At 51.3% G+C, this 25,712-nt stretch carries 21 protein-coding genes; 12 read left to right on the top strand and 9 right to left on the bottom strand.

Annotated elements, in window-relative coordinates:
• Positions 1-66: 66 nt before the first annotated feature.
• On the top strand, positions 67-480 hold the full coding sequence (locus ACJJJB_RS14625) for a hypothetical protein (RefSeq protein WP_020412512.1): 414 nt from the start codon (positions 67-69) through the stop codon (positions 478-480).
• A 9-nt stretch (positions 481-489) separates the two neighbouring features.
• On the opposite strand, the gene ACJJJB_RS14620 is transcribed toward ACJJJB_RS14625, so the two are convergent.
• The 6 genes from ACJJJB_RS14620 to miaB form a co-directional block, all read right to left on the bottom strand.
• Positions 490-1,407, bottom strand: coding sequence for a TIGR01777 family oxidoreductase (locus tag ACJJJB_RS14620; protein ID WP_020412513.1), 918 nt, complete (start codon positions 1,405-1,407; stop codon positions 490-492).
• Positions 1,408-1,545: 138 nt separating this feature from the next.
• The gene (lnt, locus tag ACJJJB_RS14615; protein ID WP_445365082.1) at positions 1,546-3,114 is read right to left on the bottom strand and encodes an apolipoprotein N-acyltransferase; all 1,569 of its coding nucleotides are present in this window, start codon (positions 3,112-3,114) and stop codon (positions 1,546-1,548) included.
• A 125-nt stretch (positions 3,115-3,239) separates the two neighbouring features.
• Positions 3,240-4,133 carry a CorC family transporter gene (locus tag ACJJJB_RS14610; protein WP_020412515.1) on the bottom strand — a complete coding sequence of 298 codons (894 nt, stop codon included), beginning with the start codon at positions 4,131-4,133 and terminating at the stop codon, positions 3,240-3,242.
• Positions 4,134-4,202: 69 nt separating this feature from the next.
• Complete coding sequence (gene ybeY / locus ACJJJB_RS14605; RefSeq protein WP_020412516.1) at positions 4,203-4,673, bottom strand: rRNA maturation RNase YbeY; 471 nt, start codon at positions 4,671-4,673, stop codon at positions 4,203-4,205.
• 17 nt (positions 4,674-4,690) lie between these two features.
• The gene (locus tag ACJJJB_RS14600) at positions 4,691-5,719 is read right to left on the bottom strand and encodes a PhoH family protein (protein ID WP_026304992.1); all 1,029 of its coding nucleotides are present in this window, start codon (positions 5,717-5,719) and stop codon (positions 4,691-4,693) included.
• 208 nt (positions 5,720-5,927) lie between these two features.
• Positions 5,928-7,295 carry a tRNA (N6-isopentenyl adenosine(37)-C2)-methylthiotransferase MiaB gene (gene miaB, locus ACJJJB_RS14595; protein WP_020412518.1) on the bottom strand — a complete coding sequence of 456 codons (1,368 nt, stop codon included), beginning with the start codon at positions 7,293-7,295 and terminating at the stop codon, positions 5,928-5,930.
• Positions 7,296-7,476: 181 nt separating this feature from the next.
• Between miaB and ACJJJB_RS14590 the strand changes: the two genes are divergently transcribed.
• From ACJJJB_RS14590 to olsF, 3 genes are all read left to right on the top strand, one after another.
• A complete protein-coding gene (locus tag ACJJJB_RS14590) occupies positions 7,477-7,809 on the top strand; it encodes a DUF1820 family protein (protein ID WP_211214910.1) in 333 nt (110 codons plus the stop codon).
• Positions 7,810-8,110: 301 nt separating this feature from the next.
• Positions 8,111-8,902: a UDP-2,3-diacylglucosamine diphosphatase gene (locus ACJJJB_RS14585; RefSeq protein WP_040628410.1), complete on the top strand. Its 792-nt coding sequence runs from the start codon at positions 8,111-8,113 to the stop codon at positions 8,900-8,902.
• The gene (gene olsF / locus ACJJJB_RS14580) at positions 8,899-10,572 is read left to right on the top strand and encodes a bifunctional ornithine lipid synthase OlsF (protein WP_353376001.1); all 1,674 of its coding nucleotides are present in this window, start codon (positions 8,899-8,901) and stop codon (positions 10,570-10,572) included. Before ACJJJB_RS14585 ends, olsF begins: the two co-directional genes overlap by 4 nt.
• A gap of 75 nt (positions 10,573-10,647) precedes the next feature.
• Here olsF and ACJJJB_RS14575 read toward each other — a convergent pair whose 3' ends face one another.
• Together ACJJJB_RS14575 and ACJJJB_RS14570 are read right to left on the bottom strand one after the other, a co-directional pair.
• Positions 10,648-11,925 carry an aspartate aminotransferase type Ic gene (locus ACJJJB_RS14575; protein ID WP_353376002.1) on the bottom strand — a complete coding sequence of 426 codons (1,278 nt, stop codon included), beginning with the start codon at positions 11,923-11,925 and terminating at the stop codon, positions 10,648-10,650.
• Between the two features lie 143 nt (positions 11,926-12,068).
• A complete protein-coding gene (locus ACJJJB_RS14570) occupies positions 12,069-12,935 on the bottom strand; it encodes a DUF6279 family lipoprotein (RefSeq protein ID WP_020412524.1) in 867 nt (288 codons plus the stop codon).
• 275 nt (positions 12,936-13,210) lie between these two features.
• Between ACJJJB_RS14570 and nagB-II the strand changes: the two genes are divergently transcribed.
• Together nagB-II and nagA are read left to right on the top strand one after the other, a co-directional pair.
• A complete protein-coding gene (gene nagB-II, locus ACJJJB_RS14565) occupies positions 13,211-14,209 on the top strand; it encodes a glucosamine-6-phosphate deaminase NagB-II (protein WP_445365081.1) in 999 nt (332 codons plus the stop codon).
• Positions 14,210-14,257: 48 nt separating this feature from the next.
• Complete coding sequence (gene nagA / locus ACJJJB_RS14560; RefSeq protein ID WP_445365080.1) at positions 14,258-15,385, top strand: N-acetylglucosamine-6-phosphate deacetylase; 1,128 nt, start codon at positions 14,258-14,260, stop codon at positions 15,383-15,385.
• Between the two features lie 27 nt (positions 15,386-15,412).
• Here the strand turns inward: nagA and ACJJJB_RS14555 are convergent, their stop codons facing one another.
• Positions 15,413-16,498 (bottom strand): LacI family DNA-binding transcriptional regulator, encoded by a 1,086-nt coding sequence (locus ACJJJB_RS14555; RefSeq protein ID WP_445365079.1) that lies wholly within the window; start codon positions 16,496-16,498, stop codon positions 15,413-15,415.
• Positions 16,499-17,317: 819 nt separating this feature from the next.
• Here ACJJJB_RS14555 and edd point away from each other — a divergent pair.
• From edd to pyk, 6 genes are all read left to right on the top strand, one after another.
• Positions 17,318-19,135: a phosphogluconate dehydratase gene (gene edd / locus ACJJJB_RS14550; RefSeq protein WP_020412528.1), complete on the top strand. Its 1,818-nt coding sequence runs from the start codon at positions 17,318-17,320 to the stop codon at positions 19,133-19,135.
• A 51-nt stretch (positions 19,136-19,186) separates the two neighbouring features.
• The gene (gene zwf, locus ACJJJB_RS14545) at positions 19,187-20,647 is read left to right on the top strand and encodes a glucose-6-phosphate dehydrogenase (RefSeq protein WP_445365078.1); all 1,461 of its coding nucleotides are present in this window, start codon (positions 19,187-19,189) and stop codon (positions 20,645-20,647) included.
• Between the two features lie 60 nt (positions 20,648-20,707).
• Positions 20,708-21,418, top strand: coding sequence for a 6-phosphogluconolactonase (gene pgl, locus ACJJJB_RS14540; RefSeq protein WP_020412530.1), 711 nt, complete (start codon positions 20,708-20,710; stop codon positions 21,416-21,418).
• A gap of 20 nt (positions 21,419-21,438) precedes the next feature.
• On the top strand, positions 21,439-22,068 hold the full coding sequence (locus tag ACJJJB_RS14535; protein WP_020412531.1) for a bifunctional 4-hydroxy-2-oxoglutarate aldolase/2-dehydro-3-deoxy-phosphogluconate aldolase: 630 nt from the start codon (positions 21,439-21,441) through the stop codon (positions 22,066-22,068).
• Between the two features lie 187 nt (positions 22,069-22,255).
• Complete coding sequence (gene gap / locus ACJJJB_RS14530) at positions 22,256-23,290, top strand: type I glyceraldehyde-3-phosphate dehydrogenase (protein WP_020412532.1); 1,035 nt, start codon at positions 22,256-22,258, stop codon at positions 23,288-23,290.
• Between the two features lie 152 nt (positions 23,291-23,442).
• Positions 23,443-24,879 (top strand): pyruvate kinase, encoded by a 1,437-nt coding sequence (gene pyk, locus ACJJJB_RS14525; protein WP_020412533.1) that lies wholly within the window; start codon positions 23,443-23,445, stop codon positions 24,877-24,879.
• Positions 24,880-25,712: the final 833 nt, after the last annotated feature.

Raw genomic sequence — 25,712 nt, 5'->3', positions numbered from 1 at the left:
CGGATTTAGGATGACTGGCGCCACAGGACTAACCCACTGATTATTTTTTAACATGGAATGGCGACTGTGGATTACAAACATAACAATAAACGAGATAACCTTAAGATGAAGGGCATCCCGGTTTCTTTTACTCCCATCCAATTACACAACCGCTTGAATCGAGCGGTTTGGGTTGGCTTCAAGCGCGTAGAACAGGATGGGCGAACTCTATTATTTCTTAGTGCCGGCGCGGAGAGTGGCGCTCAGCTCAGCAAGAATTTTGAAACCTTCGCCGGGCAAATTGTCCGCGAGTACCGCTTTAACCCATCAGAGGTGGAGTTTATCGAGCTGCGCGAGAGAGCCGGTGAATCCCAGTGGTATCGATGGCACGCCCAGTGGGTAGGGTCCGCACCAATGGAGTGCCACGGGGATTTGGTAACTAGCGAATCCAGTCGTCGCTACCTATCGGAGGCGTTGGAGAGCAGTATGGCGGCTGCCTGAAGCTGTGCCCTAAGCCTGCGCTCTATTGGCTGCATTGCCGCCGTTCAGAAGGTCGGCAAGGGCCTGTTCCAAAGTGGGAAACTGGAAACTGTAGCCGTTGTCCAGAGCGGTGCGCGGCTCCACCCGCTCACTGGCCAGTAGCAGCTCCTCTGCCATATCTCCGAAGAGTGTTTTAAGCAACCACGCAGGCGAACGCATAAAGGATGGACGATGCAGCTGTTTGGCCAGCAATCTGGAAAAGCTGTTATTGGTTACCGCTTCGGGAGCACTGGCATTGAATGTTGTGCACAGGTGCTTGTCAATCGCATGTAGCATTAACCCCACCTCATCCTCCTCGTGAATCCAGCTCATCCAGTGTTCCCCGGAACCCATGGGCCCACCAAGACCAAGGCGGAAAGCTGGTAACATCTGTGGCAGGGCTCCGCCACGGGTGGAGAGTACAATAGCAGTGCGGATGATCCCGACACAGATTCCTGCTCTTTGCAGGGGAAGTGTTGCCTCCTCCCAGTCGCGACATAATTGAGCAGAAAACCCTCCTCCGGGAGGACTGTCCTCCCTAAGAAGTTCGCCACCACGGTCCCCGTAGTAACCAATTGCTGACCCGGAAAGGAAGTAATCTGGACGTTTCCTCTGAGTTAGGGCCCAGCGCACTAACTTCTCTGTGGTTTTTAATCGGGAGTTGCGAATTTCGGTCCTGCGCCTCTCACTCCAACGGCGGGAGATTGGTTCGCCCGCCAAATTTACTACCACATCAACTGCGTGTTTAACCTCTTCGGGTTCACTAATTGCTTCGACCGCCTCCCCGCAGAGTGTGCGCACCTTATCTGGCTGGCGGCTAAGAACTGTGATTGTGTCGCCGCGGGCGAGCCAGCGTTGGCAAAAAAGTCTGCCTATCAGGCCTGTGCCACCACTGATTAAACAATGCATACAAAGGCATCCCTGCCAAATTTTTACCGGTAATTTGAATGCAGCATAGCAGTCCGGTGCTGCTGGCGGCCGTAGGGTTGGTCCTGGCCCAGGAAGAATATCTGGGCATGGGATTGAGAGAGTGAATTTGGGGTCGGTTTACTGGTCAGTGGCCTCACCGGTGATAGGGCTACCGGTCTTAACGGCCTTCTTACGACGTAGAATGATTGCCAAGGCCAACATTGGCAAAGCCAGGGCAAATACAATAGAGATCCCGGCCAGCATAAATGGGGTGGAGCCGCGCATGGCACGAATGTCACCGGTCATATTGGCTTGCTCAAATTGTGGCAACTGCTCAAGGATCTGCCCGCGGGGGTTCACTATTGCCGTCATTCCGGTATTGGTGCCGCGTACCAGATAGCGACCAGTTTCCAGGGCTCGCATCTGTGCCATTTGCATATGCTGCAATGGGCCGATGGAATCACCAAACCAGGCGTCGTTGCTAATGGTGAGTAGCACCTGAGCGGAAAGGGCGCTACTGGCTACCAGACGTGGGTAAACGATCTCATAGCAAATTAATGGTGCCCAGCTGGCCCCTCCGGCATTCAGTGGGCTTTGCTCATCAGGCCCTGAGCTAATGAAGGAAGTGGGCAAATTAAAAAACTCGATGGTACCCCGGATAAAATCTTCCAGGGGGACATACTCACCAAAAGGTACCAAGTGACGTTTATGGTAGACACTGGGGTTCCGGCCATATACTGCAGCTGAGTTGTGTATGACATTGCCACTCTGGTCGGGGTCGCGTCTGTCAAAGAGAATTCCACTGATCAGGTCGATTCCGGTTTTTTCTGCATTGCGCTGTAATGCCCGCATTAGATTTGGAGCTTGGCCATAGAGCATGGGCAGTGCGGCTTCAGGCCAGATAATCACATCCACATCTTTGTCACTCAGGGCACGGGTGCCGTCTTGATAGCGGCTGATGGTTTCACCGCGAAACTCGGGCAACCACTTCTTTTCCTGTGGAATATTCGCCTGCACCAGGCCGACTGTGATAATTCCGCCTTCAGGGCGAGTCCATTCTACATTGGCCAGGGTGGCACCTATTGGCCAGGTAATTAGCGCGGCACCGAGCAATGCTATATGGCTGCGTTGTTTGAGAGGCACCAAACGACCACTGACTGCCAGGGCGAGTACTGCTGCGCTGAACGCGAGTATTAAACCGACGCCGTAAACACTCAGTACCGGGGCCCAGCCCGACAACCAGGTTTCCAGATGTGCATAACCAGAGAATAACCAGGGAAATCCGGTGAACATCCAGCTGCGGAACCACTCGCTGATAAACCAGAGGGCGGCAAAGGCCAGGGCAAAGCTGAATTTGTTATCGGTAAAACGGCCAAGCAAATAGAAGGGAGCGGCCAGCAATGCCGCCATCAGGGCAACGAATCCACCGGTAAGGGCCGCTCCTAATGGGGGGGCGGCGTTACCGAAGTTTGTAATAGAAACGTAAACCCAGGAGCCCCCGCTGGCAAACAGCCCCAGGCCAAAACAGAACGCCAGCCACAGGGCGCGACGCCCCTTTATTACCTTTCCCCCTGATGCTTGCAGGTAAACCCATGCAAGCAGGGTCAGGGACAGCAGTCCGCATACCCAGTAATTAAACGGGGCGAACGACAGTGTCATTAAGCCGCCGGCAGCGGCGCTGGTGATAGGAAAAAGTATTCTTCGCATAAATTCGTTTAGCTGATGCCGGACACAAGTGCCAGCGGATCGAATCTCTCTACCCCCAACACAGAGCGGGGAGCGCAGTCTTTGGCCCTCTCCCGGCGGTGGTCTGCGAGGAGTCGCGTCCTGGGTCAGTCCTCTTCTGGTGGTTTGCGCATATGCGCTACGCGCAGTAGGTGGATCTGTCGGCTGTCTGCATAAAGTACCCGGAACATAAAGTCGCCTAAACGGGTGACCTCATCGCGGCCAGGTAAATGACCGAAAGATTGCATAATCAAACCGCCAACCGTATCGAATTCTTCATCGCTAAATTCGCATTCGAAAAATTCATTGAACTCTTCAATAGGGGTAAGCGCTTTAACGATATAGTCATTGTCGCCAACCCGACGGATAAAGCTGTCTGCTTCTTCTTCGTCGGTTTCATCTTCGATTTCACCGACAATTTCCTCAAGAATATCTTCAATCGTGACAACGCCGGAGACTCCGCCATATTCGTCGATCACGACCGCCATATGGTACCGGTTCTCGCGGAATTCGCGCAGCAGGATATTTAGGCGTTTACTTTCGGGAATAATATTGGCGGGGCGAATAATATCTTCGAGCTGGAATTCGCCGACGCCTTTGAGGAGTAAAGGCAGCAGGTCCTTGGCCAGAAGAATTCCGCGGATATCGTCAATGCTTTCACCGACAACCGGGAAGCGGGAGTGGCCTGACTCAATAATTTTGGGCAAGAATGTTTCAGGCTTGTCCTCCAGTCCCACCACCACCATTTGCGAGCGGGGAATCATGATCTCCCGAACCTGCTGGCTGGAAACGTCCAGGGCACCCTCAATGATGGATAGTGCCTCAGCATCGACCAGCTGGTTGTCAGCTGCGTCTTTAATAATATCCAGCAATTCATCGCGGGATTTTGGCTCAGCAGAAAATGCGCTGAACAATTTTTCCAGCCAGTTTTTTTCACTCGATCGGGGTTTGTTTGAAGAGTGACTACTTGGGGGCTCGTCAGTGGTCATGGAAGTGGCCATGCTCCGGGTATCTCTCGTCTCTTGCTAATTAATTACAGTTAATCGGTAACTTTGGCTGGGCCTGGGTAGTTACCCCGCCTCTTCCAAAGGGGCATAGGGGTCGGCATAGCCTAGCCCTGTCAATAGTTTTGTCTCCAGCTGTTCCATAACCTCGGCCTCGGCGTCTTCTATATGGTCATAGCCCAGAAGGTGCAGTGTGCCATGGACCAGCATATGTGCCCAGTGCGCCGAGATCGATTTGCCTTGTTGGTCCGCTTCCATTTGTACAACTGGTGCACAGATCACAAGGTCTCCCAACAAGGGGAGATTCAGCTCCGCTGGAAAGTCGGTATGAAAGGATAAGACGTTGGTCGGTTTATCCTTACCTCGATACTGGCTGTTGAGCTGCTGGCTCTCCTCTTCGTCGACAATACGCACAGCGAGTTCCGCTTCTTCACGGTGGTCGGTCAGTGCCGTGATTATCCAGGCGCGAATATCTTCATCGGAGGGCAGGCCTGTACAGCGGCTGACCCGCTGTACATCGAGAGTTAAATCAATCATATGGGTACGACGAAACCTCAGGCGGCATTCTCGCCAGCCTTGTTGGAGACGTCCATTTCCCGATCAGCCTCATGGATATCGTAAGCTTCCACAATACGCTGAACCAGTGGGTGGCGTACCACGTCTTTGGCGCCGAAATGAGTAAAGCTGATACCGTTGACTTTGCCGAGCACTTCAACAGCGTGGCGCAGGCCCGATGCCTGACCGCGGGGCAGGTCTACCTGGCTGGGGTCCCCTGTGATTACTGCGGTGGAACCGAAACCAATTCGCGTCAGGAACATCTTCATCTGCTCGCGAGTGGTGTTCTGGCTTTCGTCAAGAATGACAAAGGCATTATTCAGGGTGCGTCCCCGCATATAGGCCAGTGGTGCTACTTCGATCACATTGCGTTCGATAAGCTTGCCAACCGTCTCAAAGCCGAGCATCTCGTAGAGAGCGTCGTACAGGGGGCGCAAGTAAGGGTCTACTTTCTGGCTTAAATCGCCAGGCAGAAAACCCAGTTTTTCCCCGGCTTCCACCGCCGGGCGCACCAGCAGAATGCGCTCTACCTGGTCCTTGAGCAGGGCCTCAACTGCGCAGGCCACTGCCAGGTAGGTCTTGCCGGTGCCAGCTGGGCCTATGCCGAAATTGATATCATTGGACTGAACGGCATGCACATACTTGCGTTGATTCAGCCCGCGCGGGCGCACGGAACACTTCTTAGTGCGAATTAAGACTACTTGGTCGACTTCTGAGGAACCTTCCTCATCGCCTTTATTGAGCAGTTCCTCGACGCCTGCCTGCTGCAGGGCCAAGTGAATCTCATCGGGCGTAAGGTGGTTTTGGGAGTCGGTTTCCTTGTAGAGAAAGCTCAGCAGTTCACCTGCAGCCTTGGCAGGCTTAGGTTCGCCATAGATGGCAAATTGGTTGCCACGATTGCGGATCTCAATATCCAGTCGTTGTTCAATTTGGCGTAGATGTTGGTCAAATTGGCCGCAGAGATTTGCGAGACGGCGGGCGTCGTTGGGTTCGAGAGTAATGCTGTGAGCTAGGGTATGAGTTTCCAAATTGGTTTCCGGCACCTTAATCTGTAGGGTTCATTGCTAGGGTATACCCATTTTCCCCGTATGGGAAAGTCTTGAGTGCTACCAATAGGTTCTAACTTTACCTGATTTTAATTACGTCTTGTAATTTAGCCAGGTTATAAGGGGCAGTTTGGCGGCAAGATGTGTTTTTAAAAAGCATCTTGCCGATGGTAAGGCTGTCTGTAGTGGCTTAGAACAGAGCCTCTTCCAATTCTGAAGTGACCAGTGTGCCACGTAATGAGTTAGGCAAGGCCTCCTCGATTACCACATCGGCAAACTTACCGATCAATGCCAAGTTATCGGCACGGAAATTGACTACACGGTTATTTTCCGTGCGCCCTTGCAATTGTCCCGGGTCTTTCTTGGAGACGCCAGTGACCAGAACCCGCTCAGTATTGCCCACCATACGCCGGGCGATGGCTGCAGCTTGCTGGTTGATACGGTTTTGCAGCAGCTGCAGGCGCTCTTTCTTCAGGTCTTCTGGAGTGTCGTCCGGCAAGTCTGCTGCCGGCGTACCCGGGCGCGGAGAGTAGATGAAGCTAAAGGAAATATCGAAGCCTACCTCCTGGATCAGGTTCATGGTGGCTTCGAAGTCCCTGTCGGTTTCACCAGGGAAGCCGACAATAAAGTCAGAAGACAGGCAGATATCCGGGCGTATCTTTTTCAGGCGGCGGATCTTGGACTTGTATTCTAAAGCTGTGTGGCCGCGTTTCATGGCCATCAGGATACGGTCTGAGCCACTTTGCACCGGAAGGTGGAGGTGGCTAACCAGTTCTGGTACCTGCGCATACACATCGATCAGGGCATCGGAGAACTCAACCGGGTGTGATGTTGTGTAGCGAATACGGTCGATACCATCGATTGCCGCTACATAAGTAATTAGCTCGGCAAAATCTACCTCGTGACCGTCTTCACCAGTGGCGCGATAGGCATTTACATTCTGGCCCAGCAGGTTGACTTCGCGTACTCCCTGGTCCGCCAGGTGCGCAATCTCTTCCAGTACATCGGTAACTGGACGGCTCACTTCCTCTCCGCGGGTATAGGGAACCACACAGAAGGTGCAGTACTTGGAACAACCTTCCATAATAGAGACGAAGGCGGTAGCGCCGTCAGCTTCTGGTTGGGGCAGTCGGTCAAATTTCTCGATTTCAGGGAAACTGATATCTACGACGACCACGCCATTTTTCTGCTCTTTGGTTTCCATCATCTCTGGCAGGCGATGCAGGGTTTGCGGACCGAAAATCAGGTCGACATAGGGCGCACGCTTGGCGATTGCCTCGCCTTCCTGGCTGGCCACACAGCCTCCGACGCCGATAACCAGCTCGGGGTTTTTTTCCTTGAGGCGTCTCCAGCGACCCAGCTGGTGGAATAGTTTTTCCTGGGCTTTCTCGCGAATAGAACAGGTATTGACCAGTAGCACATCCGCCTCTTCAGGGTCGTCGGTGGGTACCATGGCGTGTGACTCGCCGAGCAGATCGCGCATCCTGGCGGAATCGTACTCATTCATTTGGCAGCCGTGGGTTTTGATGTATAGCTTTTTAGCCGGTGTATCGGACATATTGTGCCTGATTAAAAACTGGTCAATTAAACGGGTGGGGCATTATAGCGACAGGACCAGGCACTGCATAGATGGCTATATTAGCCCTTGAGAACCTGTGCTATTCTTGCGCGCTTTTTCGGGCTTTGCCCGCTTTCTGAACAATTTCGAGCTTCGGGGTATTCCCCATCCTGAGAAACTTATGGCCAACCCGATATATAAAGTGATTTTCCACAACCAGAGCCAGGTGTATGAACTCTATGCCCGGGCTATTTATCAGAGTGATATGTACGGCTTTATCGAAGTCGAAGAGTTTGTATTTGGGGAGAAGGCCCAGCTGGTTGTAGATCCCAGTGAAGAAAAGCTGAAAACAGAATTTGCTTCGGTAACTCGCTCCTATATCCCGATGCACAGTATTGTGCGTATCGATGAAGTGGAGAAAGAGGGAACTGGTAAAATTGTCGAGGTTAAAGGCGATAAAGTTGCAAAATTCCCCTTTGCGCCGCCCATTCGTCATCCCCAGGACACCGAATAATCTTCCCTCCTTTTACCGAGTCAGCGGGCCTTGGGCCAGGCTGATTCGGGCGCCTAAAGCCCTCGCAGTCTAGCGGGTTTCACTGCAATATAAGCTTCAATAAAAATCCTCGTGACTGTCATCAAATCGCTGCAAAGTGATTGCCAGGGCGATCAGCGACCTTATTTCCATTGCTTGATCGCAGCTTGCGAACTATCGCCTGCAATCCTGGCTGAGTGGAAATGAGCTGAAGTTCACTCCCATTCTGTTGGTAGAGGCAATTGATCGCAGCTAATAACTGGTCAAATGCTGGAACCTTTCTATGAGCAATCGCTACCGCGCGCTGTGGATATCCGATGTCCATTTGGGTAGTAGAGACAGTGAGCCCCATCGTTTGGCGGATTTCCTGGCGCAAAATCGAGCCGAAACGGTTTATCTGGTGGGTGATATTTTTGATATGCATGCCCTGTCCCAAGGGCGAGGCACCTGGTGTCAGGCATCCAGCATGTTATTGGGGATGCTCTCTGAGTTGAGTAATGAGATTCCGGAAGTGATTTATATCCCCGGAAACCACGATGCACCCATGCGCAGCTGGTCAGGTAAGCGTCTCGGCAATATCCGTATAGAGCGTGACTGGGTACATACGGCCTGTAATGGTCGCCGTTACTGGGTCACTCATGGGGATCAATTTGAACACCATATAAAAATGCACCCGGTGAGCTATCACATTGGGGATCGCAGTTATTACCTGATGCTGCGTTTTAATCGTTGGATAAATTACTGGCGCAGCCGCTTCGATAAGCCTTGGTGGTCCCTGGCCAGCCAGATAAAAAACCGGGTGGGTGCGGCTAGGCAAATGATGAGCGACTTCGAAGATATTGCCGCGATATCAGCGGTAAATCGTGGCGTGGATGGTGTGATTTGTGGACATATCCATCGCCCCGCGCTACGGGAAAAAAAGATCGGGGAGGGCATTGTGACTTATGCCAATTGTGGTGACTGGGTTGACTCTATGAGTGCGGTGGTTGAACAGCACGACGGTAGCTTGGAGTTGTTGCACTGGTACAGGGCACCAAAAATTGCCAGCATAATGACGGAGGTGGTGGCAGCATGATCCAATTGGAAGCACTCCTACAAAAAAATGCTTGGTATAGCGCTGCGCCGCAAAAACCAACCCGTAAAATTGTCTCCGCAACTCTGAAAAAAATCTGTTGTGAAGAGCGGATTGTGGAGTTTGGTCGAAACTATCCACATCTGGGAGGGCTTGATTTTATTCGGCAGCTCTTTAGTGAATTGGATTTTCGCTATGAACTGAATCCCTCTGAGCTGGAAAGGATTCCGGTCAATGGACCGCTGGTTATCGTAGCCAACCACCCGCTGGGCAGTCTCGATGGGCTCGCTCTGATTGATATGGTGGCCCGGGTGCGCAAGGATGTCCGTGCGGTGGCAAGTCAGTTGCTGTGGAATATAAAACCGTTACGCCCCTATTTCCTGCCTGTGGATAATTTCCGTGGACGCACCCGCCGTGCAGATGTGCAGGGAATTTATGAATACCTGGAAGAAGGGGGGGCGATTATTATTTTTCCCGCCGGGGAAGTATCGCGCTTTAGCCCGCAGGGGGTGCGTGACGGTCGGTGGAATCCGGGCTTCGTGCGCTTCGCAGAAAGAGTCAATGCTCCAATTCTTCCTGTACAGGTGCTCGGCAGAAATTCCTGGTGGTTTTACGGTCTGTCCATGCTGAATAAACCTCTTTCAACACTCTGGTTGATCCGGGAGATGTTTAAGCAGGAGAGACGCGGTATTGATATACGGATTGGCCATCCGCTTGAGGCGGAGCATTTCCGCAGCTGGCCGCTGACCCCTCGGGCCCAGGCGGCACTTTGGCGAAAGCATGTTTACAAACTGCAGAGTTCGCCGGCACCTCTTGGTCCAGAATTGATTGCGCCGGCTGAATCTCAGTCGGAGGTGGCGCATGTAATTGATAACTGTGAGGTGTTGGCCGAACAGGGAGCGTTTTCTGTACGTCTTTACCGGCAGAGGGCAGATTGTCCAGTGATGCGAGAGTTGGCAAGGGTGCGTGAGGTAGCTTTCCGTTCCGTGGGTGAGGGTACGGGGCAAAGCCGGGATTGGGATTGCTTTGATGCTCACTACGATCATCTGCTTTTATGGGACCATGAGTATCAGGTAATTGCAGGGGCCTATCGCATAGCAAGTACAGAGTCTCTGGGCGAGAGTGAAATTTATAGCAGCACTCTGTTCAATTACCCTCTGCCACCCAGTCAATGCCTGCCTGGGTCGGCAGAGTTGGGACGCAGTTTTCTGCTACCTCAATATTGGCGCGGGCGCGGCCTCGATTTACTGTGGACCGCGATCGGCCAGTGGGTGTTGCGCAGTAAAGTGCGTTATCTTTTCGGACCGGTATCAATGCCGGGAACATTTTCGGTGCGTGCCAAGTCCGCAATTGTGCGCTATTTTTCCCATTATTTTTCCCCAGAGAATCCTCTCGGTGATGCTCGATTGCCTTTCTTACAGGCTGGTGAACCCCTGCCTGATCTTTCGGGGGATTCTGTTTTGGACATGCGCCAGCTAAAGCAGGTGCTACGTGAAGAGGGGGTGGTTTTGCCACCTCTTTTTAAAAAATATGCTGCCTTGACCAAACCGGGCGGAACCAGTTTTCACGCTTTCAATATTGACCCGGAATTCTGTGATTCTGTTGATGGACTTGTGGTGGTGGACCTTCATTTGGCTGACGAGAAATTCGCTAAACGATATTTGGCTAGCTGATTTAATTCTTCAATAAAAAGGCGGCCCTATTGGCCGCCTTTTTATTGGTATTTTCTACGTAGCTGTATTTAAGGGTTAAGCCAGTTTCTGCAACTGTTGTCGTATGCTCGCAAGTTTTACACAGAGAACAAATACAGCCATGGCGGTGTCGAGTTCGTCCAGAGGGGGGAAGCTTGGTGCAATACGGATATTGCTGTCTTCAGGATCCTTTCCGTAGGGGAAGGTGGCGCCTGCTGGTGTAAGTTTGACTCCGGCATCGGCAGCCAGTTTTACCACCGCTTTTGCACAACCCGGGCGGGTATTGAAAGAAACAAAGTAACCACCCTCGGGCTTTTCCCATCGACCAAGGTCGGTATCGCCGAGTCCATTTTGCAGGTGTTCCAGCACACACTCAAACTTAGGTTTGAGAATATCAGCATGTTTATGCATATGGTCTTTTAAGGTCGTGTGCTCGGCAAAAAATCGGGAGTGGCGTAGCTGATTTACCTTGTCTGGGCCGATGGTCATAGCCTGCATCTGCTGTTTTAAAGAATCCAGGTTGGCGCTACTCGCACTGACAAACGCGACCCCAGATCCCGCGTGGGTCACTTTGGAGGTGGAAGCAAACTGCAATACAGAATCTACGGTGTCATTTTCCAGAGTTGCAGAACGGATGCTGGGGAGGCCCACATAGTGACCGAAATCGTGCACTGAATAGGCATTGTCCCAGAAAATACGAAAACCAGGGTTTGCGATATGTCCCAATTGTGCCAAGCGCTCGACGGTTTCTGGGCTGTAAGTAATGCCTGTGGGGTTGGAGTACTTGGGAACGCACCAGATGCCGATTATATCGCCATCTTCCTTGACATGTTTTTCCACGGCATCCATATCGGGCCCTCCCTCCCCCATGGGGATATTAATCATGCCAATGCCAAGTTGCTCACAAATTGTAAAGTGACGATCGTAGCCAGGTACTGGGCATAGAAATTTGGGCTCTTTTAATTCCCTCCAGGGAGTGGTGCCGGCAAAGCCGAATAGGTAGCCGGTCATAACTGCGTGATACATCAGAGTGAGGGAACTGTTACCACAGGCGATAACCTCCTCTGTGGGTACCTGCAACATGTCAGCACCCAGCTCACGCGCACAGGTGAGGCCAATCAGGCCACCATAATTACGAGTGTCAGTGCCATCGGCGGCACGATAATCGGCAGAGAGAATCCCATCAAGCTTATCGGATAAGTTCAGTTGTTCCGCTGAAGGTTTGCCCCGGGTAATATCCAAGTTCAGTTCATGTTGGCAAATGCGTTCGTAGTGGGCGCTTAATTCCTTTTCCCATTCCGTAAGTTGGGCGCTATTAGCGGATTCAATATGCACGTAATTTCCCCTGGCAGGTCACTGGAGTTGGCGAGCTTAGCAGCCTATATGCAGATTCGTCAGCCCTGTTTAGGCACAGAATGAATAGTTTCTTTTGAATCTACTTTGGTTCTAGGAATTGGGGCTGTTATTAGGGGGGGATGCTATTGACTGGCGAGGGTGCGGAAGTCTTGTGCATATTCTCTCAATGTATTGCTGAGATGACTTCTTTGCGCTGGGCTGGTACTTAATAATATTTGCTTGGCCAACTCACGTGCTTGCTGTTTGCGTTTCTCTTGTGCCTGTTGATATTGTGGCGACCAGAGCTGCTCTGGATTCAGGAGTAGGCTACGCAGTTTGTCCAGATAATCCGTCGGCTTTGTTCGCAATAACTCCATGGCTTTTGCTTGCCAGAGTAGCCTTTGCTCACTGCGTTGCATGGGGTTGTATTCCATCTTGGATACCATAGCCGCAATCAGGTTTTTTTGTTCTTCTGTCAGGCTGCCAAGCCACCGGACGCTTTCCTTGCGGATCTGCTTGTCCCGTTTACGTCGGATTTTTTCTGGGGACTGCTGCCATTTCTTCAGTTTTTTTTGATCTTCTTTCAGAAGATTGCCTTGTAATTCATCAACTTGCTCATCATTGAGCTGCGCGGCAATAGGCAATAGTAAGTTGTAAGCATTTTCGCTGGCAGAATTTAGGAACAGCTCAACCTGTTTCTCCACAGGCTCCAACTGAGGATTCTCCAAACCGCCCTCATCAACTCTGTCTGCCAGATTGGTGAGGAAATCGGCGTAGCGGGGTAGCTGTGTTTGCCGGTGCCACCGGAAGAAGCTTTGTAATGCAGCTTGAAGTTCGCCTTTCTGTATCCTGTCCAGATTAACGTAGTCGTTAGCCTTCCAGCGTATCCAGTAATCGACGTTGTTGTAGACAAATTGAATACTGGAGCAGCTACTGATTAATAGAAGGGTGACAATTAGCGCGACATTGCGCCAGAAAACAAATGTTGGCGTACCAGCTGGCTTTGCCATCGACTCTTTCCTGTGGAAATTGTTCGGCCGCTGCCGATGGGTCAATCCCAAGCATAGATGATGAACTATTGGCCTGTGATGTGGCGCCTTAAAGATTGTGCATACAGTGAATACAGCACCTTGCTGGCAGGGGTATATGCTAATGGCAAACCATAGTGCTAATTAGGTATGGCCTGTGTGTGGCCAGCATTTAGACTAGTTGTTGCAGCACTGTTTTTTTTGTCCTGTGCAAGGCGCAAAGCCGCGCAAAAATATCATCGCGAGTGGAGTTCGGCATGGCTACCACCTTAATGGAAGTCGAGGCTCGGGAGGCTCCGGCAAGAATTGCTGAGCAGCTACAGAATAATGCAGGGATTATGGCGTACCTCGGTGAACGCCTGCGCGCGCAGCCCCCGCGCTTTGTCATGATTGTGGGGCGCGGGTCCTCCGATCATGCCGGCGTTTTTGCTAAGTATCTGATTGAAATTGAAACGGGGACGCCTACCTTTGCTGCGGCACCCTCTGTTTCCAGTGTTTATGGGCGAAAGCTGAAGTTGGAAGGCGCGCTTGTGCTGGTGATATCTCAATCGGGTCGCAGCCCGGATATCCTTGCCCAGGCACGTATGGCAAAGGAGTGTGGCGCCTTTACCGTGGCATTGGTGAATGATGAGGAGGCGCCGATTGGGGATATTGTCGATCAGGTGGTCCCTTTAAAGGCAGGGCCGGAAAGGGCTGTGGCGGCAACCAAAAGTTATCTGGCGACTCTGTCTGCTGTTTTGCAGTTGGTGGCATTCTGGACTGGAGATCAAGCTTTAAAAGAGGCTCTGGAGAAATTGCCTGATACTCTGGAGGCTGCCGTACGCGCGGATATCCAGCTGCGTCCTGAAGATTTGGTTGCGGTGCAAAATCTGGTAGTACTCGGCAGGGGGCCCGGCTATGGAATCACGCGTGAATTGGCGCTTAAGCTAAAGGAAGTGTGCAACATTCATGCAGAGTCTTTCTCCAGTGCCGAGTTTTTACATGGCCCTGTCACTTTGGTTGAAGATAAATTGACCGTGGTGAATGTCCCCATTGAAGATGAATCTTTCAGATGCCATAGCGAACAAATCGATGACATTATCCGGCGGGGCGGTGCCCTGATTAATTTGCATGTGCCGAGTAAAGGTGTGCACCCGCGAGTAGCGCCATTGGCACTATTGCAGCGCTTTTATATTGATGTTGCCCATGTAGCGGTGAGCCGGGGTATTAATCCAGATGAACCCGCGGGGCTGAAGAAAGTTACCCATACCGTGTAATAATTTGCCCGTAAACCCGCCGTGGGGAGATTAAGTGAGGAGGGGAGCGTGGGTTTTGCCCTGGTAGCAGAGCGATTATTTGATGGTGAGGAGATCCTTGAGGACGTGGCACTGGCTGTCGGTGATGACGGGCGAATTGTTTCTCTTGGAGGTGTTGCGCCAGCACACGCCCAGTATGTCCACGGCTTGATAGCTCCGGGTCTAGTGGATATACAGGTTAACGGTGGTGGTGGTGTACTGTTTAATCAGGAGCCGAGTGTCGAGGCACTGCGAACAATAGGGAAAGCTCATGCGCAATTTGGTACCAGTGCATTTCTCCCCACCTTGATTACTGACCGTCTCGACGTAATGCAGCTCGCTGCCAGTGCAGTCAGCGAGGCCCTTCGGCAGGAAATTCCTGGAGTTATCGGTATTCATTTTGAGGGGCCACATCTGAGTGTGCCTAAAAAAGGCACCCATGAGCAATCATTTATTCGCCCTCTGAGTGATGCCGAATGGGCCCTATATGCACGCGACGACCTGGGAATAAAAGTTGTTACCCTGGCTCCGGAAACCGTACCGGTGGAGGATATCCATCGGCTGGTATCTATGGGAGTCTGTGTATGCCTGGGGCACTCCAATTCGGATGGGAAAACCGCGCTTGCTGCGCTGGAAGCCGGAGCGACAGGGTTTACCCACCTATATAACGCCATGTCGCCACTGCACTCACGCGAACCGGGTATGGTGGGCACAGCCTTGATCAGGGATGAGGCCTGGTGTGGCTTGATCGCCGATGGTCATCACGTTTGTGTCGAAGCAATGAAACTTGCCTTAAAGGCCAAGCCCCGAGGCAAATTAATATTGGTTACTGATGCGATGCCTTTGGTGGGCAGTGATGCGCTTAGTTTTCCACTGTTTGATCGGGTGGTGACTCGGGAGAGAGATAAGCTGACCTCCAGTACCGGGGAACTGGCCGGCTCGCACTTGGATATGATTGGTGCAGTACGCAATATTTGTCGCTGGTGTCATTTGAAGATTGAAGAGGGGTTGCGCATGGCAAGCCTCTACCCAGCGCAGTTCCTGGGCCTGCATATGGGCAGAATCTCACTTGGCAGTAGAGCTGACATGATCCTGCTTGATAAAGATATACAGGTACAGAAAACCTGGATTGGCGGTTACCAGGTTTTTACCAGGTAACCTCAGTGTTTGCTGAATTGGGAGGAGTCATCTTCTGGCATTTTTTTGCGGAGCGGCTCCAGTGGATTCACGCACGACCAGCTTTGGGGTGAAGTAGCAGCCAGTATTGCTTTTCTGCTTAGTTGATTTTGCGCCATTCTTTTCTTTTATGCCCTTTTCCTCACAGCTCTTGAAGTGAATACGCTCCAGGGCCAGTTCCGCTGCGCGCTGGGCGATTTCCTCGTTAGGCTGGTGAGCGGTGGTGAGTTTTGGCCATGTTTGGCGTGAAAAAGGGCTATCCTCAAAACCGGCAATAGACAGCTGTTCTGGAACGTCAATATTGAGCATGCGTGCCGCAAACAGTGCGCCAGCGGCAATCTCATCATTGCCGGCAAAAATTGCTGTCGGCGGTTCGCCAGACTGCAACAGCTTAGTGGCACTTTTTACGCCGGAATCAAAAGAGTATTCCCCCTGTTCAACTAGCTGCTCATCGAAAGGTAATCCAGCATTTTGGAGGGCCTTCTTGTAGCCCTCCAGGCGTCCCTGGGTGGAAAAGTGCTCAGTACCCCCGCTTAGGTAAGCAACGCGTTTGTGCCCAAAATCCAGCAGGTGTTGCGTGATTGCAAAAGCGGCGGCGGTGTCATCGATCAGGATGCAATTACTTTCCGCCACTTTGTGGCCGTGAGATGAGACAATACGTACAAACTCTACATCCATAGCTTTGAGCGTATTGATTACCTCCTGGCTTTCTGAAAATGGGGGGGTTAGCACCAGTCCCGCGACTCTGCTCTGGTCCACCAGGCGGCGCAACTCCTCATGAATGGTACTGGATTGGGCATTGCTGGGGTGTATCAGCAATTCGTAGCCCTGTGCCCGACACGCATCGAGTATGCCATTTTGCATATCGATGACGTAGTAAGCGTTGGGATTATCGTAGATAAAACCGATTGAGTAAGAGTGTGTTCCGGCCAGGTTGCGTGCAGCCAGGTTGGGGCGGTAATTCAGTGCTTCCACCACCTCGAGAACCCGCGCTCTGGTGCTTGAGCGAACTGAGGGTTCATTGTTTATGACCCGTGAGACGGTCTTTATCGATACGCCGGCTCGCTCCGCCACGTCATTGATAGTGACTTTCATTGATATCGATCCTTCCTGCGGGAACTCTCCCTTGAGACTGCCTGGTTACTAGTTTGGCAGTAGTTGGCCCTCTGCCTCCACCAGGCAAAGATTCTAGCAGTGCCTTACCGTCATTCACCGTTCAGGTGTCAGAGCCTTTTTTGGCTCACTCTGTGAATACCTTTAGTTTGTGTAAATTTCTTACAGTTTGACTGCCGTGTCGATAGTAGCGACTTTGATTAACTCGCCGTTACTCCCTTTAAGATTGGTATTTTAGAGGTGTATGACGCCATTTTTAATGTACTTAGCTCTTTCTCCTGAATTCTATGTGTGAGTACTTGAATTTTTTTGTAGTTTTACTACATAATTGGCGCAAATTAAGGTTGGGCTGCCTTTAAGTGGGTTTTGGAGGTTCGCTGGGCGTTAAAAGCTTCTACCCCGGAACAGGGGAGGAGGTGGCTGCCACATAGCCCAACTAACATGCCAGCTGGCCAAGCTGAATATTGCAGGCTGTGGAGTTTTGGTCGGAAAGTGGATGGTTTTCAGTAAAACGGTGCTCTTAGAGGCTAGGAACTGGTCCCTTAGTTACAAACCTATTTTTTTTATGAAATAAATTTTTAATCTTTATCGCAGTGGCGCAAATAGATTTTTTTACTTTTAGCGCTGTTGCCGGGTGATAGATCTGCAGCCGCACTACAACCGAATAGTTGGGATGGGACTCCCTCAATTGGACTGCCTATTCAAGGATGGATGTTTAGCGGTGGTTGAAATATCGCCGGAGTACGACCTGGGCTAATTGGGCCTTTGTCGGTGTTAAAGCAAAATTAATACGGAATAGTCATGGTTCACAGCAAGGTTCAGGCAGTTACCGATCGCATAACCCGGCGGAGCGAGGAAACCCGTGCCCAATATTTGGCACAGGTTGAAAAAGCGCATATTGAGGGCCGGGCGGCTGCGCACCTGTCGTGTGGCAATTTGGCCCATGCAATTGCGGCCTCTCCAGAAAAGGAAAAGCAGCTTATCGCCTCAGGGCGAGGCCCTAATCTGGGGATTGTAACCGCCTATAACGATATGCTTTCAGCGCACCAGCCCTACGGTACCTATCCCGCACGCCTCAAAGAAGCAGCGGCTCGTCATGGTGCCACTGCCCAGGTAGCAGGGGGGGTGCCCGCCATGTGTGATGGTGTCACCCAGGGGCGCCCGGGTATGGAGCTGAGCCTTTTTTCCCGCGATGTGATTGCCATGTCCACAGCCGTAGCCCTGTCCCATGATGTATTTGAGGGCGCTATGTTCCTCGGCATTTGTGACAAGATTGTGCCCGGCCTGGTGATAGGTGCCCTGGCCTTCGGTCACTTGCCATCCATTTTTATTCCTGCAGGCCCAATGCCTACGGGGCTTTCCAATGCAGAAAAAGTTCGAGTGCGTCAGCTCTATGCTGAGGGCAAGGTTGGTCGTGAAGAATTACTGGAAGCGGAGAGCGCCTCTTATCACAGTGCTGGTACTTGTACTTTCTATGGCACCGCCAACAGCAATCAGATGCTAGTGGAAATTATGGGGCTGCAGTTACCAGGCAGTTCTTTTGTTAATCCGGGGACTGGTCTGCGTGATGCCCTGAATGAAGCCGCGGTGGCGCAGCTAGCCCAAATTACTGAGCCCAGTCAGCACACACCAATCGCTAAAATTCTTACCGAAAAGGCTTTTGTAAATGGTGTAGTTGGCCTTCTGGCTACAGGCGGCTCTACCAATCATACCTTACACCTAGTAGCTATGGCCCGCGCCGCAGGTATTCAGCTGACCTGGCAGGATATGGCAGATCTCTCTGAAGTGGTGCCCTTGCTGTGTCATGTGTATCCGAATGGCAGTGCTGATATCAACCACTTTGCTGCGGCTGGTGGTATGCAATTCCTGATTCGTGAGCTGCTCTCCGCGGGGCTCCTGCACGGCGATGTACACACAGTACTGGGCGACACCGGACTCAAACCCTATTGCAATGACCCCTTCTTTAACGATGCGGGTGATGGTGTGGTATGGCGTCCAACTGCGGAAGAGAGTGGCGATACTTCCGTTATTCGCCCGGTTAGTGATCCTTTCTCTCACCACGGTGGCCTGCAGTTGCTCGAGGGTAACCTGGGACGCAGCGTGATTAAGGTATCGGCGATTAAGCCGCAGCACCTCAAAGTCAAAGCCCCCGCAATTGTCCTGCATAACCAGGATGAACTGTTGGAGAGGTTCAAAGCAGGTGAGTTGGAACGGGATTTTGTTGCGGTTGTACGCTTTCAGGGCCCTCAGGCTAATGGCATGCCGGAATTGCACAAATTAACTCCGACCTTGGGGGTGTTGCAAGACCGCGGTTTTAAAGTAGCACTTGTTACCGATGGGCGCATGTCAGGAGCTTCGGGGAAAGTACCTGCAGCTATTCATATGTCACCAGAAGCGGTTGAAGGTGGCCCCATCGCCAAGGTACGCGATGGCGATATTATCGAGCTGAATTCGGAGGCTGGTGTTCTGCAGGTACATGTGGATGAAGCGGAATTTGCCGCACGTGAAGCTGCACAGTGTGATCTGTCTGAAAATGCACGGGGCATGGGTCGAGAACTCTTTGCCAATATGCGCGCGATCGCCAGTGGTGCTGAGAGCGGTGCCAGTATTCTTTACTAATTAACGCGGTGCTTATTGGCACTGCAGAAATACGAGCTTAGAGCGAAATTTATGCTTAACCCTTTTGATATGGTGTTGTTTGGTGGCGGTGGCGATCTTGCGTTGCGCAAGTTAATACCAGCCCTGTACCGCGCATACAGGGAGGGCAGCCTGGTGAATGGTTGCCGTATTCTTCCCGTATGTCGCCGCCGGGAAGATGCCGATCAATATTTAACGACTGCTCACCAAGCGCTAAAGCAGTACTTGCGTGAAGGTGAGTACAGTGATTCCAGTTGGGATGGCTTTAGCCAACTGCTGCGTCCAATAGCATTGGATATCGCTGTTCCCAATGAGCAGTGGGAGCATCTGGCAGATATTCTCGGTACAGATCCAGAGCGGGTACGTATTTTTTACCTGGCAATTCCTCCTGCGGTATTTGGTCCCTGCTGTGAAAACCTCTCTATCAAGGGATTGATTAGCAAAAACTCCCGAGTAGTTGTTGAGAAACCCTTGGGTTATAACGCGCAGACCTCTGACGAAATTAATAGCAAGATTGCCAGTTACTTCCCGGAAAATAATATTTTCCGCATTGACCACTACCTGGGTAAGGAAACTGTACAAAACCTGCTGGCGCTGCGTTTCAGCAATGTACTGTTTGAGCACTTGTGGGATGCCAAGAGCATTGATCATATCCAGATTAGTATTTCTGAAACCGTTGGTCTCGAAGGTCGCGCCGGTTTTTATGACGAAACCGGAGCCTTACGCGATATGGTGCAAAACCACCTGTTGCAGTTGTTGTGCCTGATTGCAATGGAATCGCCTAATACCATGTCCGCGAAAAATATCCGTGCGGAAAAAATTAAAGTGCTGGAAGCCTTGCGCCCACTTACCGGATTGGAAGTGGACAAAAATGTAGTTCGTGGACAGTACATAGCTGGTGACATTGATGGACAGCAAGTGCCTGGATATCTGGATGAACTGGAAGGCGGTGTCAGTTCCACGGAAACATTTGTCGCAATCCAGGCGCATATCGATAGTTGGCGTTGGGCTGGCGTGCCTTTCTATTTGCGGACTGGCAAGCGTATGGAAAAACGTTGTGCAGAAATTGTGGTGCAGTACAAAAACGTATCCCACCACGTCTATGACGAAAGCGCCGGCAAAGTTATTCCCAATCGCCTGGTTATTCGCCTGCAGCCCGAAGAGAGCATCAAGTTGGTGCTAATGGCCAAGAAAATGGACAGCCTTACTACTGAACTACAGCCAGCGGAACTGAATTTAACTCTTTCGGATACTTACGACAGCTTCCACAGTGATGCCTACAAACGTTTGATGCTGGATGCAGCGGCGAATAATTCGGCTCTGTTTATTCACCGTGATGAAGTGGCAGCAGCCTGGGCTTGGGTCGATCCAATTATTGAACACTGGCGAGAGACTAATAACCAGCCAAAAGATTATATCGCTGGTAGCTGGGGTCCGAAGGAATCTAGTGAATTACTGGCCCGTAGTGGCCGTCACTGGTTTAACGCCAAGTAATGATTATGGGGTATGACTGGCTAAATGCGGGCATGTCTCCTCTAAAAAATGGAAATCTCCATGGCTGAAGAAAAATTTTACTCAGATCGAGAACGCCTGGTGCAGGCACTGGTTCACGACTGCGCCAGTGAGCTGCAAAAAGGTATAAAAGATCGAGGGCAGGCCACATTTCTGGTTTCTGGTGGTAGTACTCCTGAACCGGTTTATCGGGAGCTTTCCAAGCGCCCTTTGCCCTGGTCAAAGATAACCGCCGCCCTGGTAGATGAACGCTGGGTAGATAAATCCCACAGTGGTAGTAACCAGGCATTTATTGAAAACAGTTTAATTCAAAATAATGCGGCGGAAGCCACTTTGTTGGGCATGAAGAATCTACATGCCACTGCTGCTCAGGGTGAGGCTGATTGCGAGCGCGCTTATGCCGAGCTGTGGCGCCCTTTCGATATTTGCATTCTGGGAATGGGTAGTGATGGTCATACCGCCTCACTATTTCCCCATGCACAAGGTCTTGAGGATGCTTTGAGTCCAGATTCTGAAAAATTATGCAGTGCAATTACCGCTAAGCAGAGTGAGGTTACCGGTACAAATACCGAGCGCATGACATTGACTTTGAGCGCAATTTTACAGGCTAAAAATATCAAACTGCTAATTACTGGTGAAGAAAAACTCAAAGTTTATCGTGAGGCTTTACTAGGCAGTGATGAGATGGAAATGCCGGTGCGCAGTATCCTCAAACAGGGGCTGAAACCAGTCACTGTCTATTGGGCACCTTAACGAACGATTGGAATTGATTGATGCAGAAGAATATCGCCGACATTTTGCAGGCTGCTGGCGTTGTCCCAGTGCTGGTTATAGAACAGGTTGAAGATGCTCTACCTTTAGCTACGGCACTGCTTGAAGGTGGTTTGAATGTTCTTGAGGTGACTTTGCGCACAGAGGCTGCGCTTGGTGCTGTGGAGCAAATTGCCAAGCATTTACCAGAGGCACATGTGGGGACAGGCACTGTATTAAATAGCGATGACCTGCGTCGATCCACTGATGCCGGAGCCGGTTTTATGGTTAGCCCCGGAGCTACAGAGCAATTGCTGTCCGCGGCTGATGGTAGCGATGTGCCGTTGTTGCCTGGCGCAGCCAGTGCATCCGAGGTAATGCGCCTTTTTGAACGCGGCTATAGGTACCAGAAATTTTTTCCGGCCCAGGCCGCCGGCGGTGTGCCCATGTTGAAATCTCTCGCGGGGCCACTGGCTGAAGTCCGATTCTGCCCAACCGGAGGAGTTAGCCCGGATAATGCAGCGGACTATCTGGCCCTGAATAATGTGGTTTGTGTGGGTGGTTCCTGGATGGCATCCAGTAGCCTGGTACGCGAGAAGAACTGGGCTGAGATTACCCGCCTGTCAAAGCAGGCTGCGACATTGAAGTCTTGACCTAGCACTGACCTGGACTGGTGCTAGCTCCTGAAGAAATAATTTTTTTATTTGCAGGAGTGATCGTCCAGCAAGTTATGGATGGCTTGTTACATTTCCGAGTTAATTGTCACAAACGCTCGGTAAGGTGCATCCGTTGATGGGTGCAGCATGGAAAACCAGAAGCTAATAAACAGGGTAAAGCCAGATGAAAATTAAAATTGCCATCAATGGTTACGGCCGTATCGGCCGCAACGTCACCCGAGCCATCTACGAGTCCGATTATAGTGATCGTATTCAACTGGTTGCGATTAACGACCTCGCCCCGGTGGCATCCAATGCGCACCTGACCCGATTTGATACCATCCACGGCCGCTTTGGCACGGATGTGAAAGTAGATGGTGATGCACTGGTAGTTGGTGGTGATCGAGTGCAGGTGTGCCAGGAGCGAGATCCGGCCAAGTTGCCCTGGAAAAAACTCGGAGTGGATTTGGTGCTGGAGTGTACTGGCCGCTTCACCGATAAAGCCTCCGCTTCTGCACACCTCGAAGCAGGCGCCTCTGCGGTGCTCATCTCTGCGCCGTCAAAGGATGCTGACCTCACTGTTGTTTACGGAGTTAATGACGCCAACCTGACCGCAGATCACCGCGTGGTTTCCAATGCATCCTGCACTACTAACTGTCTGGCGCCAGTGGCCCAGGCGTTGCACCGCGAGCTCGGTATAGAGCGCGGCGTAATGACTACGGTACACGCCTATACCAATGACCAGAACACCCAGGATGCTGTCCACGCTGATATTTATCGGGCGAGGGCTGCAGCTGACAATATGATTCCTACCAAGACCGGTGCAGCCGCCGCTGTTGGCCTGGTGCTACCTGAATTGAAAGGGCGCCTGGACGGTATGGCTGTAAGGGTTCCGGTAAGCAATGTTTCCCTGGTGGACTGCCAGTTTATTGCCGGTCGCGACACTACGGTGGAGGAGATCAATCGTATTATGCAGCAGGCAGCGGAAGCCAGTAATGGCGTCTTGACTTACTGTGACCAGCCACTGGTATCGGTAGACTTTAATCACACCAGTGCTTCCAGCCACTTCGATGCCAATCACACTCGTGTAAATGGCAATTTGGTGAAAGTGATGGCCTGGTATGACAACGAGTGGGGCTTCTCCCATCGTATGCTGGATACCAGTTTGGCCATGGCCGCGGCACTGCAATTGGACTTGCCTGTGGCCGAGTCGGCCTGATTCGATTGAGCGGAACGCCGGCTTAGTGCCGGAATATAGGTGCGGGATAACCTATAAATTCGTCTTGTACTTTAAGGGCTGGTAAAAACCATCAGGGAATAGGTTGGCCAGTCCAAAGAACTTTTTTCAAACTGAATAGCTGACGGGACCATATGATTCGCCATACAAAAATTGTCGCCACCCTGGGACCCGGCACAGACAAACCCCACGTAATCGAGGAGATGATTCGTGCCGGGGTTAATATTGTGCGCCTGAATTTTTCCCACGGCTCCGCCGAAGACCACCGCCGCAGGGTGGAAGAGGTGCGCGAAGCCGCAACAGCACAGGGTAAAACTGTGGCTGTGCTGGGGGATTTGCAGGGACCCAAAATACGCATAGCGCGCTTTGCCAACGGTAGCGTTGACCTGGAAAATAATGACGAATTTACTTTGGATCTCGACTGTCCCCCCGAAGGTGGTGATGAGCACCGTGTTGGAGTTGATTACCCTAGCCTGATTAGTGATTGTGAGTCTGGCAATATCCTACTTCTGGACGATGGCAAGATCCGCCTTGAAGTAACTGGTACCACACCGAGTAAGCTTTATTGTCGGGTATTGCAAGGTGGCAAGTTATCTAACAACAAAGGCATCAATCTTCTTGGGGGTGGCCTTTCCGCACCGGCTTTGACAGAGAAAGATTACCGGGATATTGAGCTGGCCGCTGAGTTAGCGGTAGATTTTCTCGCGGTGAGTTTCCCTCGCTGTGCGGAAGATCTGGAAACTGCTCGCAAGGCTATGCAGGCAGCTGGCAGCCAGGCAGCGATAGTGGCCAAGGTGGAGCGCGCTGAGGCAGTTGCTGACAATGCGGAGATGGATGCATTGATTCTTGCATCCGATGCCATCATGGTCGCTCGAGGCGACCTCGGGGTTGAGATTGGCGATCCGGCCCTGGTGGGTGTACAAAAGAAATTGATCAATCGCGCTAATGCGCTCAATCGTGGCGTGATTACTGCGACTCAAATGATGGAGTCCATGATCACCAGCCCGACCCCCACCCGCGCAGAAGTGATGGATGTTGCCAATGCAGTGTTGGATGGTACAGATGCTGTGATGCTCTCTGCTGAGACCGCTGCGGGTGATTACCCGGTGGCGGCAGTGGAATCCATGAGTGAGGTGATTGTGGGTGCTGAACAGTATCTTGGCAGTGTCCCATACACCCCTGAGGAGCATGGTGCCTCCGACCGTATTGACACGGTCATTGCCCAGGCTGCGATTGATGTCGCCTCTCGAGTGGAGAACCTCTGTGCCGTGGCTGCCCTGACAGAATCAGGGCGTACACCACGGATGATGTCACGGGCCAATACTCGCCTACCTATTTATGCAATGACACGACACCCGAATGTTGCGCGCCAATTGGTATTGTTACGTGGTGTTGAGCCCATCAGCTTTGATCCGGCGGCAGTTCCACTGGGGCATCTTACCGAGTCCATTATTGAAGTGCTCAGTTCGCGTATTGACCTACAGAAAGGGCAGAGAGTCTTGATCACCCAAGGTGAACGCTTGAATGTAGGTGGGCATACCAGCTCCATGCGTATTAAAGAGATCGAGTAACCAATTATTCGGTGTAAGCCATCACCTGCCCCGAACCCAAGAGGGCTGGTGATGGTGCAGCAGTTGTTGATGTAATTTAATGGCTGTGACCTCAAAAAATTTTCCTGCGCTTTTTTATTCTTTTCTTATATTTTGGTTGTTATTTGCGCAAAAATATAAGACTACAGTTCCATATTGTTTCCTTATTTATTGATTTTTTGCTGTTCTAGGCAAATAAATATGTTTATTGCCTATTAAAAAACCACAGCATTTTCAGGGCTACTTATCTTGTGTATGGGTAATTCTGCGGCAGGGCTTTGCTGCTGAATTATATTTTCCAATAGAGCTCTTTCTGTAAATTATCTACGGTTGTTAACTCCGAAATAAAACAATTAAACTATTTTATTTGATTATTTCTTTTTTCCCTGGGTGTTAAACTGACTCCTTGGTTTGTCTTATTCGTGTAATAACACTTATCTATCCCAACCAGCCTATTTGCGGTAACCTGCTTCAACAGGTCGCAATTTCAGGTATCTCCTGCCAGTAGCTTTGGCCTCACCTCATCCTAGTGCCGGTGAATTAGAACTATTGGCGAGTAGAATTTCCATAAGCCAGAAAGGCGGTGATTTTCACTATTTAAGATTTCACAAATTGCGATTACCCTAATTCAATATGTTTTCTAGGGGTATTCAACCGTGCGGAAAACAGGGTTTTTGATTGCAAATTGAGCAAGTCAAAGGTGAATCCGGCTCTTTGAGCTGGTATTCCCAATGCCGAGACCAAAAATAAATCAAGACGATTTATTGGGTCAGGAAATGATAACTAGAGGCTGGCGCACAGCGGGCTTACGGCGT

This window comes from Microbulbifer variabilis, assembly GCF_052468405.1.
This window is presented reverse-complemented; position numbering and strand designations above follow the sequence as displayed.

Bases quoted from the DNA above. Each gene is read 5' to 3' on its own strand.
- ACJJJB_RS14620 (WP_020412513.1), bottom strand. From the start codon at position 1,407: ATGCATTGTTTAATCAGTGGTGGCACAGGCCTGATAGGCAGACTTTTT.
- lnt (WP_445365082.1), bottom strand. From the start codon at position 3,114: ATGCGAAGAATACTTTTTCCTATCACCAGCGCCGCTGCCGGCGGCTTA.
- ACJJJB_RS14610 (WP_020412515.1), bottom strand. From the start codon at position 4,133: ATGGCCACTTCCATGACCACTGACGAGCCCCCAAGTAGTCACTCTTCA.
- ybeY (WP_020412516.1), bottom strand. From the start codon at position 4,673: ATGATTGATTTAACTCTCGATGTACAGCGGGTCAGCCGCTGTACAGGC.
- miaB (WP_020412518.1), bottom strand. From the start codon at position 7,295: ATGTCCGATACACCGGCTAAAAAGCTATACATCAAAACCCACGGCTGC.
- ACJJJB_RS14590 (WP_211214910.1), top strand. From the start codon at position 7,477: ATGGCCAACCCGATATATAAAGTGATTTTCCACAACCAGAGCCAGGTG.
- ACJJJB_RS14585 (WP_040628410.1), top strand. From the start codon at position 8,111: ATGAGCAATCGCTACCGCGCGCTGTGGATATCCGATGTCCATTTGGGT.
- olsF (WP_353376001.1), top strand. From the start codon at position 8,899: ATGATCCAATTGGAAGCACTCCTACAAAAAAATGCTTGGTATAGCGCT.
- ACJJJB_RS14570 (WP_020412524.1), bottom strand. From the start codon at position 12,935: ATGGCAAAGCCAGCTGGTACGCCAACATTTGTTTTCTGGCGCAATGTC.
- nagB-II (WP_445365081.1), top strand. From the start codon at position 13,211: ATGGCTACCACCTTAATGGAAGTCGAGGCTCGGGAGGCTCCGGCAAGA.
- ACJJJB_RS14555 (WP_445365079.1), bottom strand. From the start codon at position 16,498: ATGAAAGTCACTATCAATGACGTGGCGGAGCGAGCCGGCGTATCGATA.
- edd (WP_020412528.1), top strand. From the start codon at position 17,318: ATGGTTCACAGCAAGGTTCAGGCAGTTACCGATCGCATAACCCGGCGG.
- zwf (WP_445365078.1), top strand. From the start codon at position 19,187: ATGCTTAACCCTTTTGATATGGTGTTGTTTGGTGGCGGTGGCGATCTT.
- pgl (WP_020412530.1), top strand. From the start codon at position 20,708: ATGGCTGAAGAAAAATTTTACTCAGATCGAGAACGCCTGGTGCAGGCA.
- ACJJJB_RS14535 (WP_020412531.1), top strand. From the start codon at position 21,439: ATGCAGAAGAATATCGCCGACATTTTGCAGGCTGCTGGCGTTGTCCCA.
- gap (WP_020412532.1), top strand. From the start codon at position 22,256: ATGAAAATTAAAATTGCCATCAATGGTTACGGCCGTATCGGCCGCAAC.
- pyk (WP_020412533.1), top strand. From the start codon at position 23,443: ATGATTCGCCATACAAAAATTGTCGCCACCCTGGGACCCGGCACAGAC.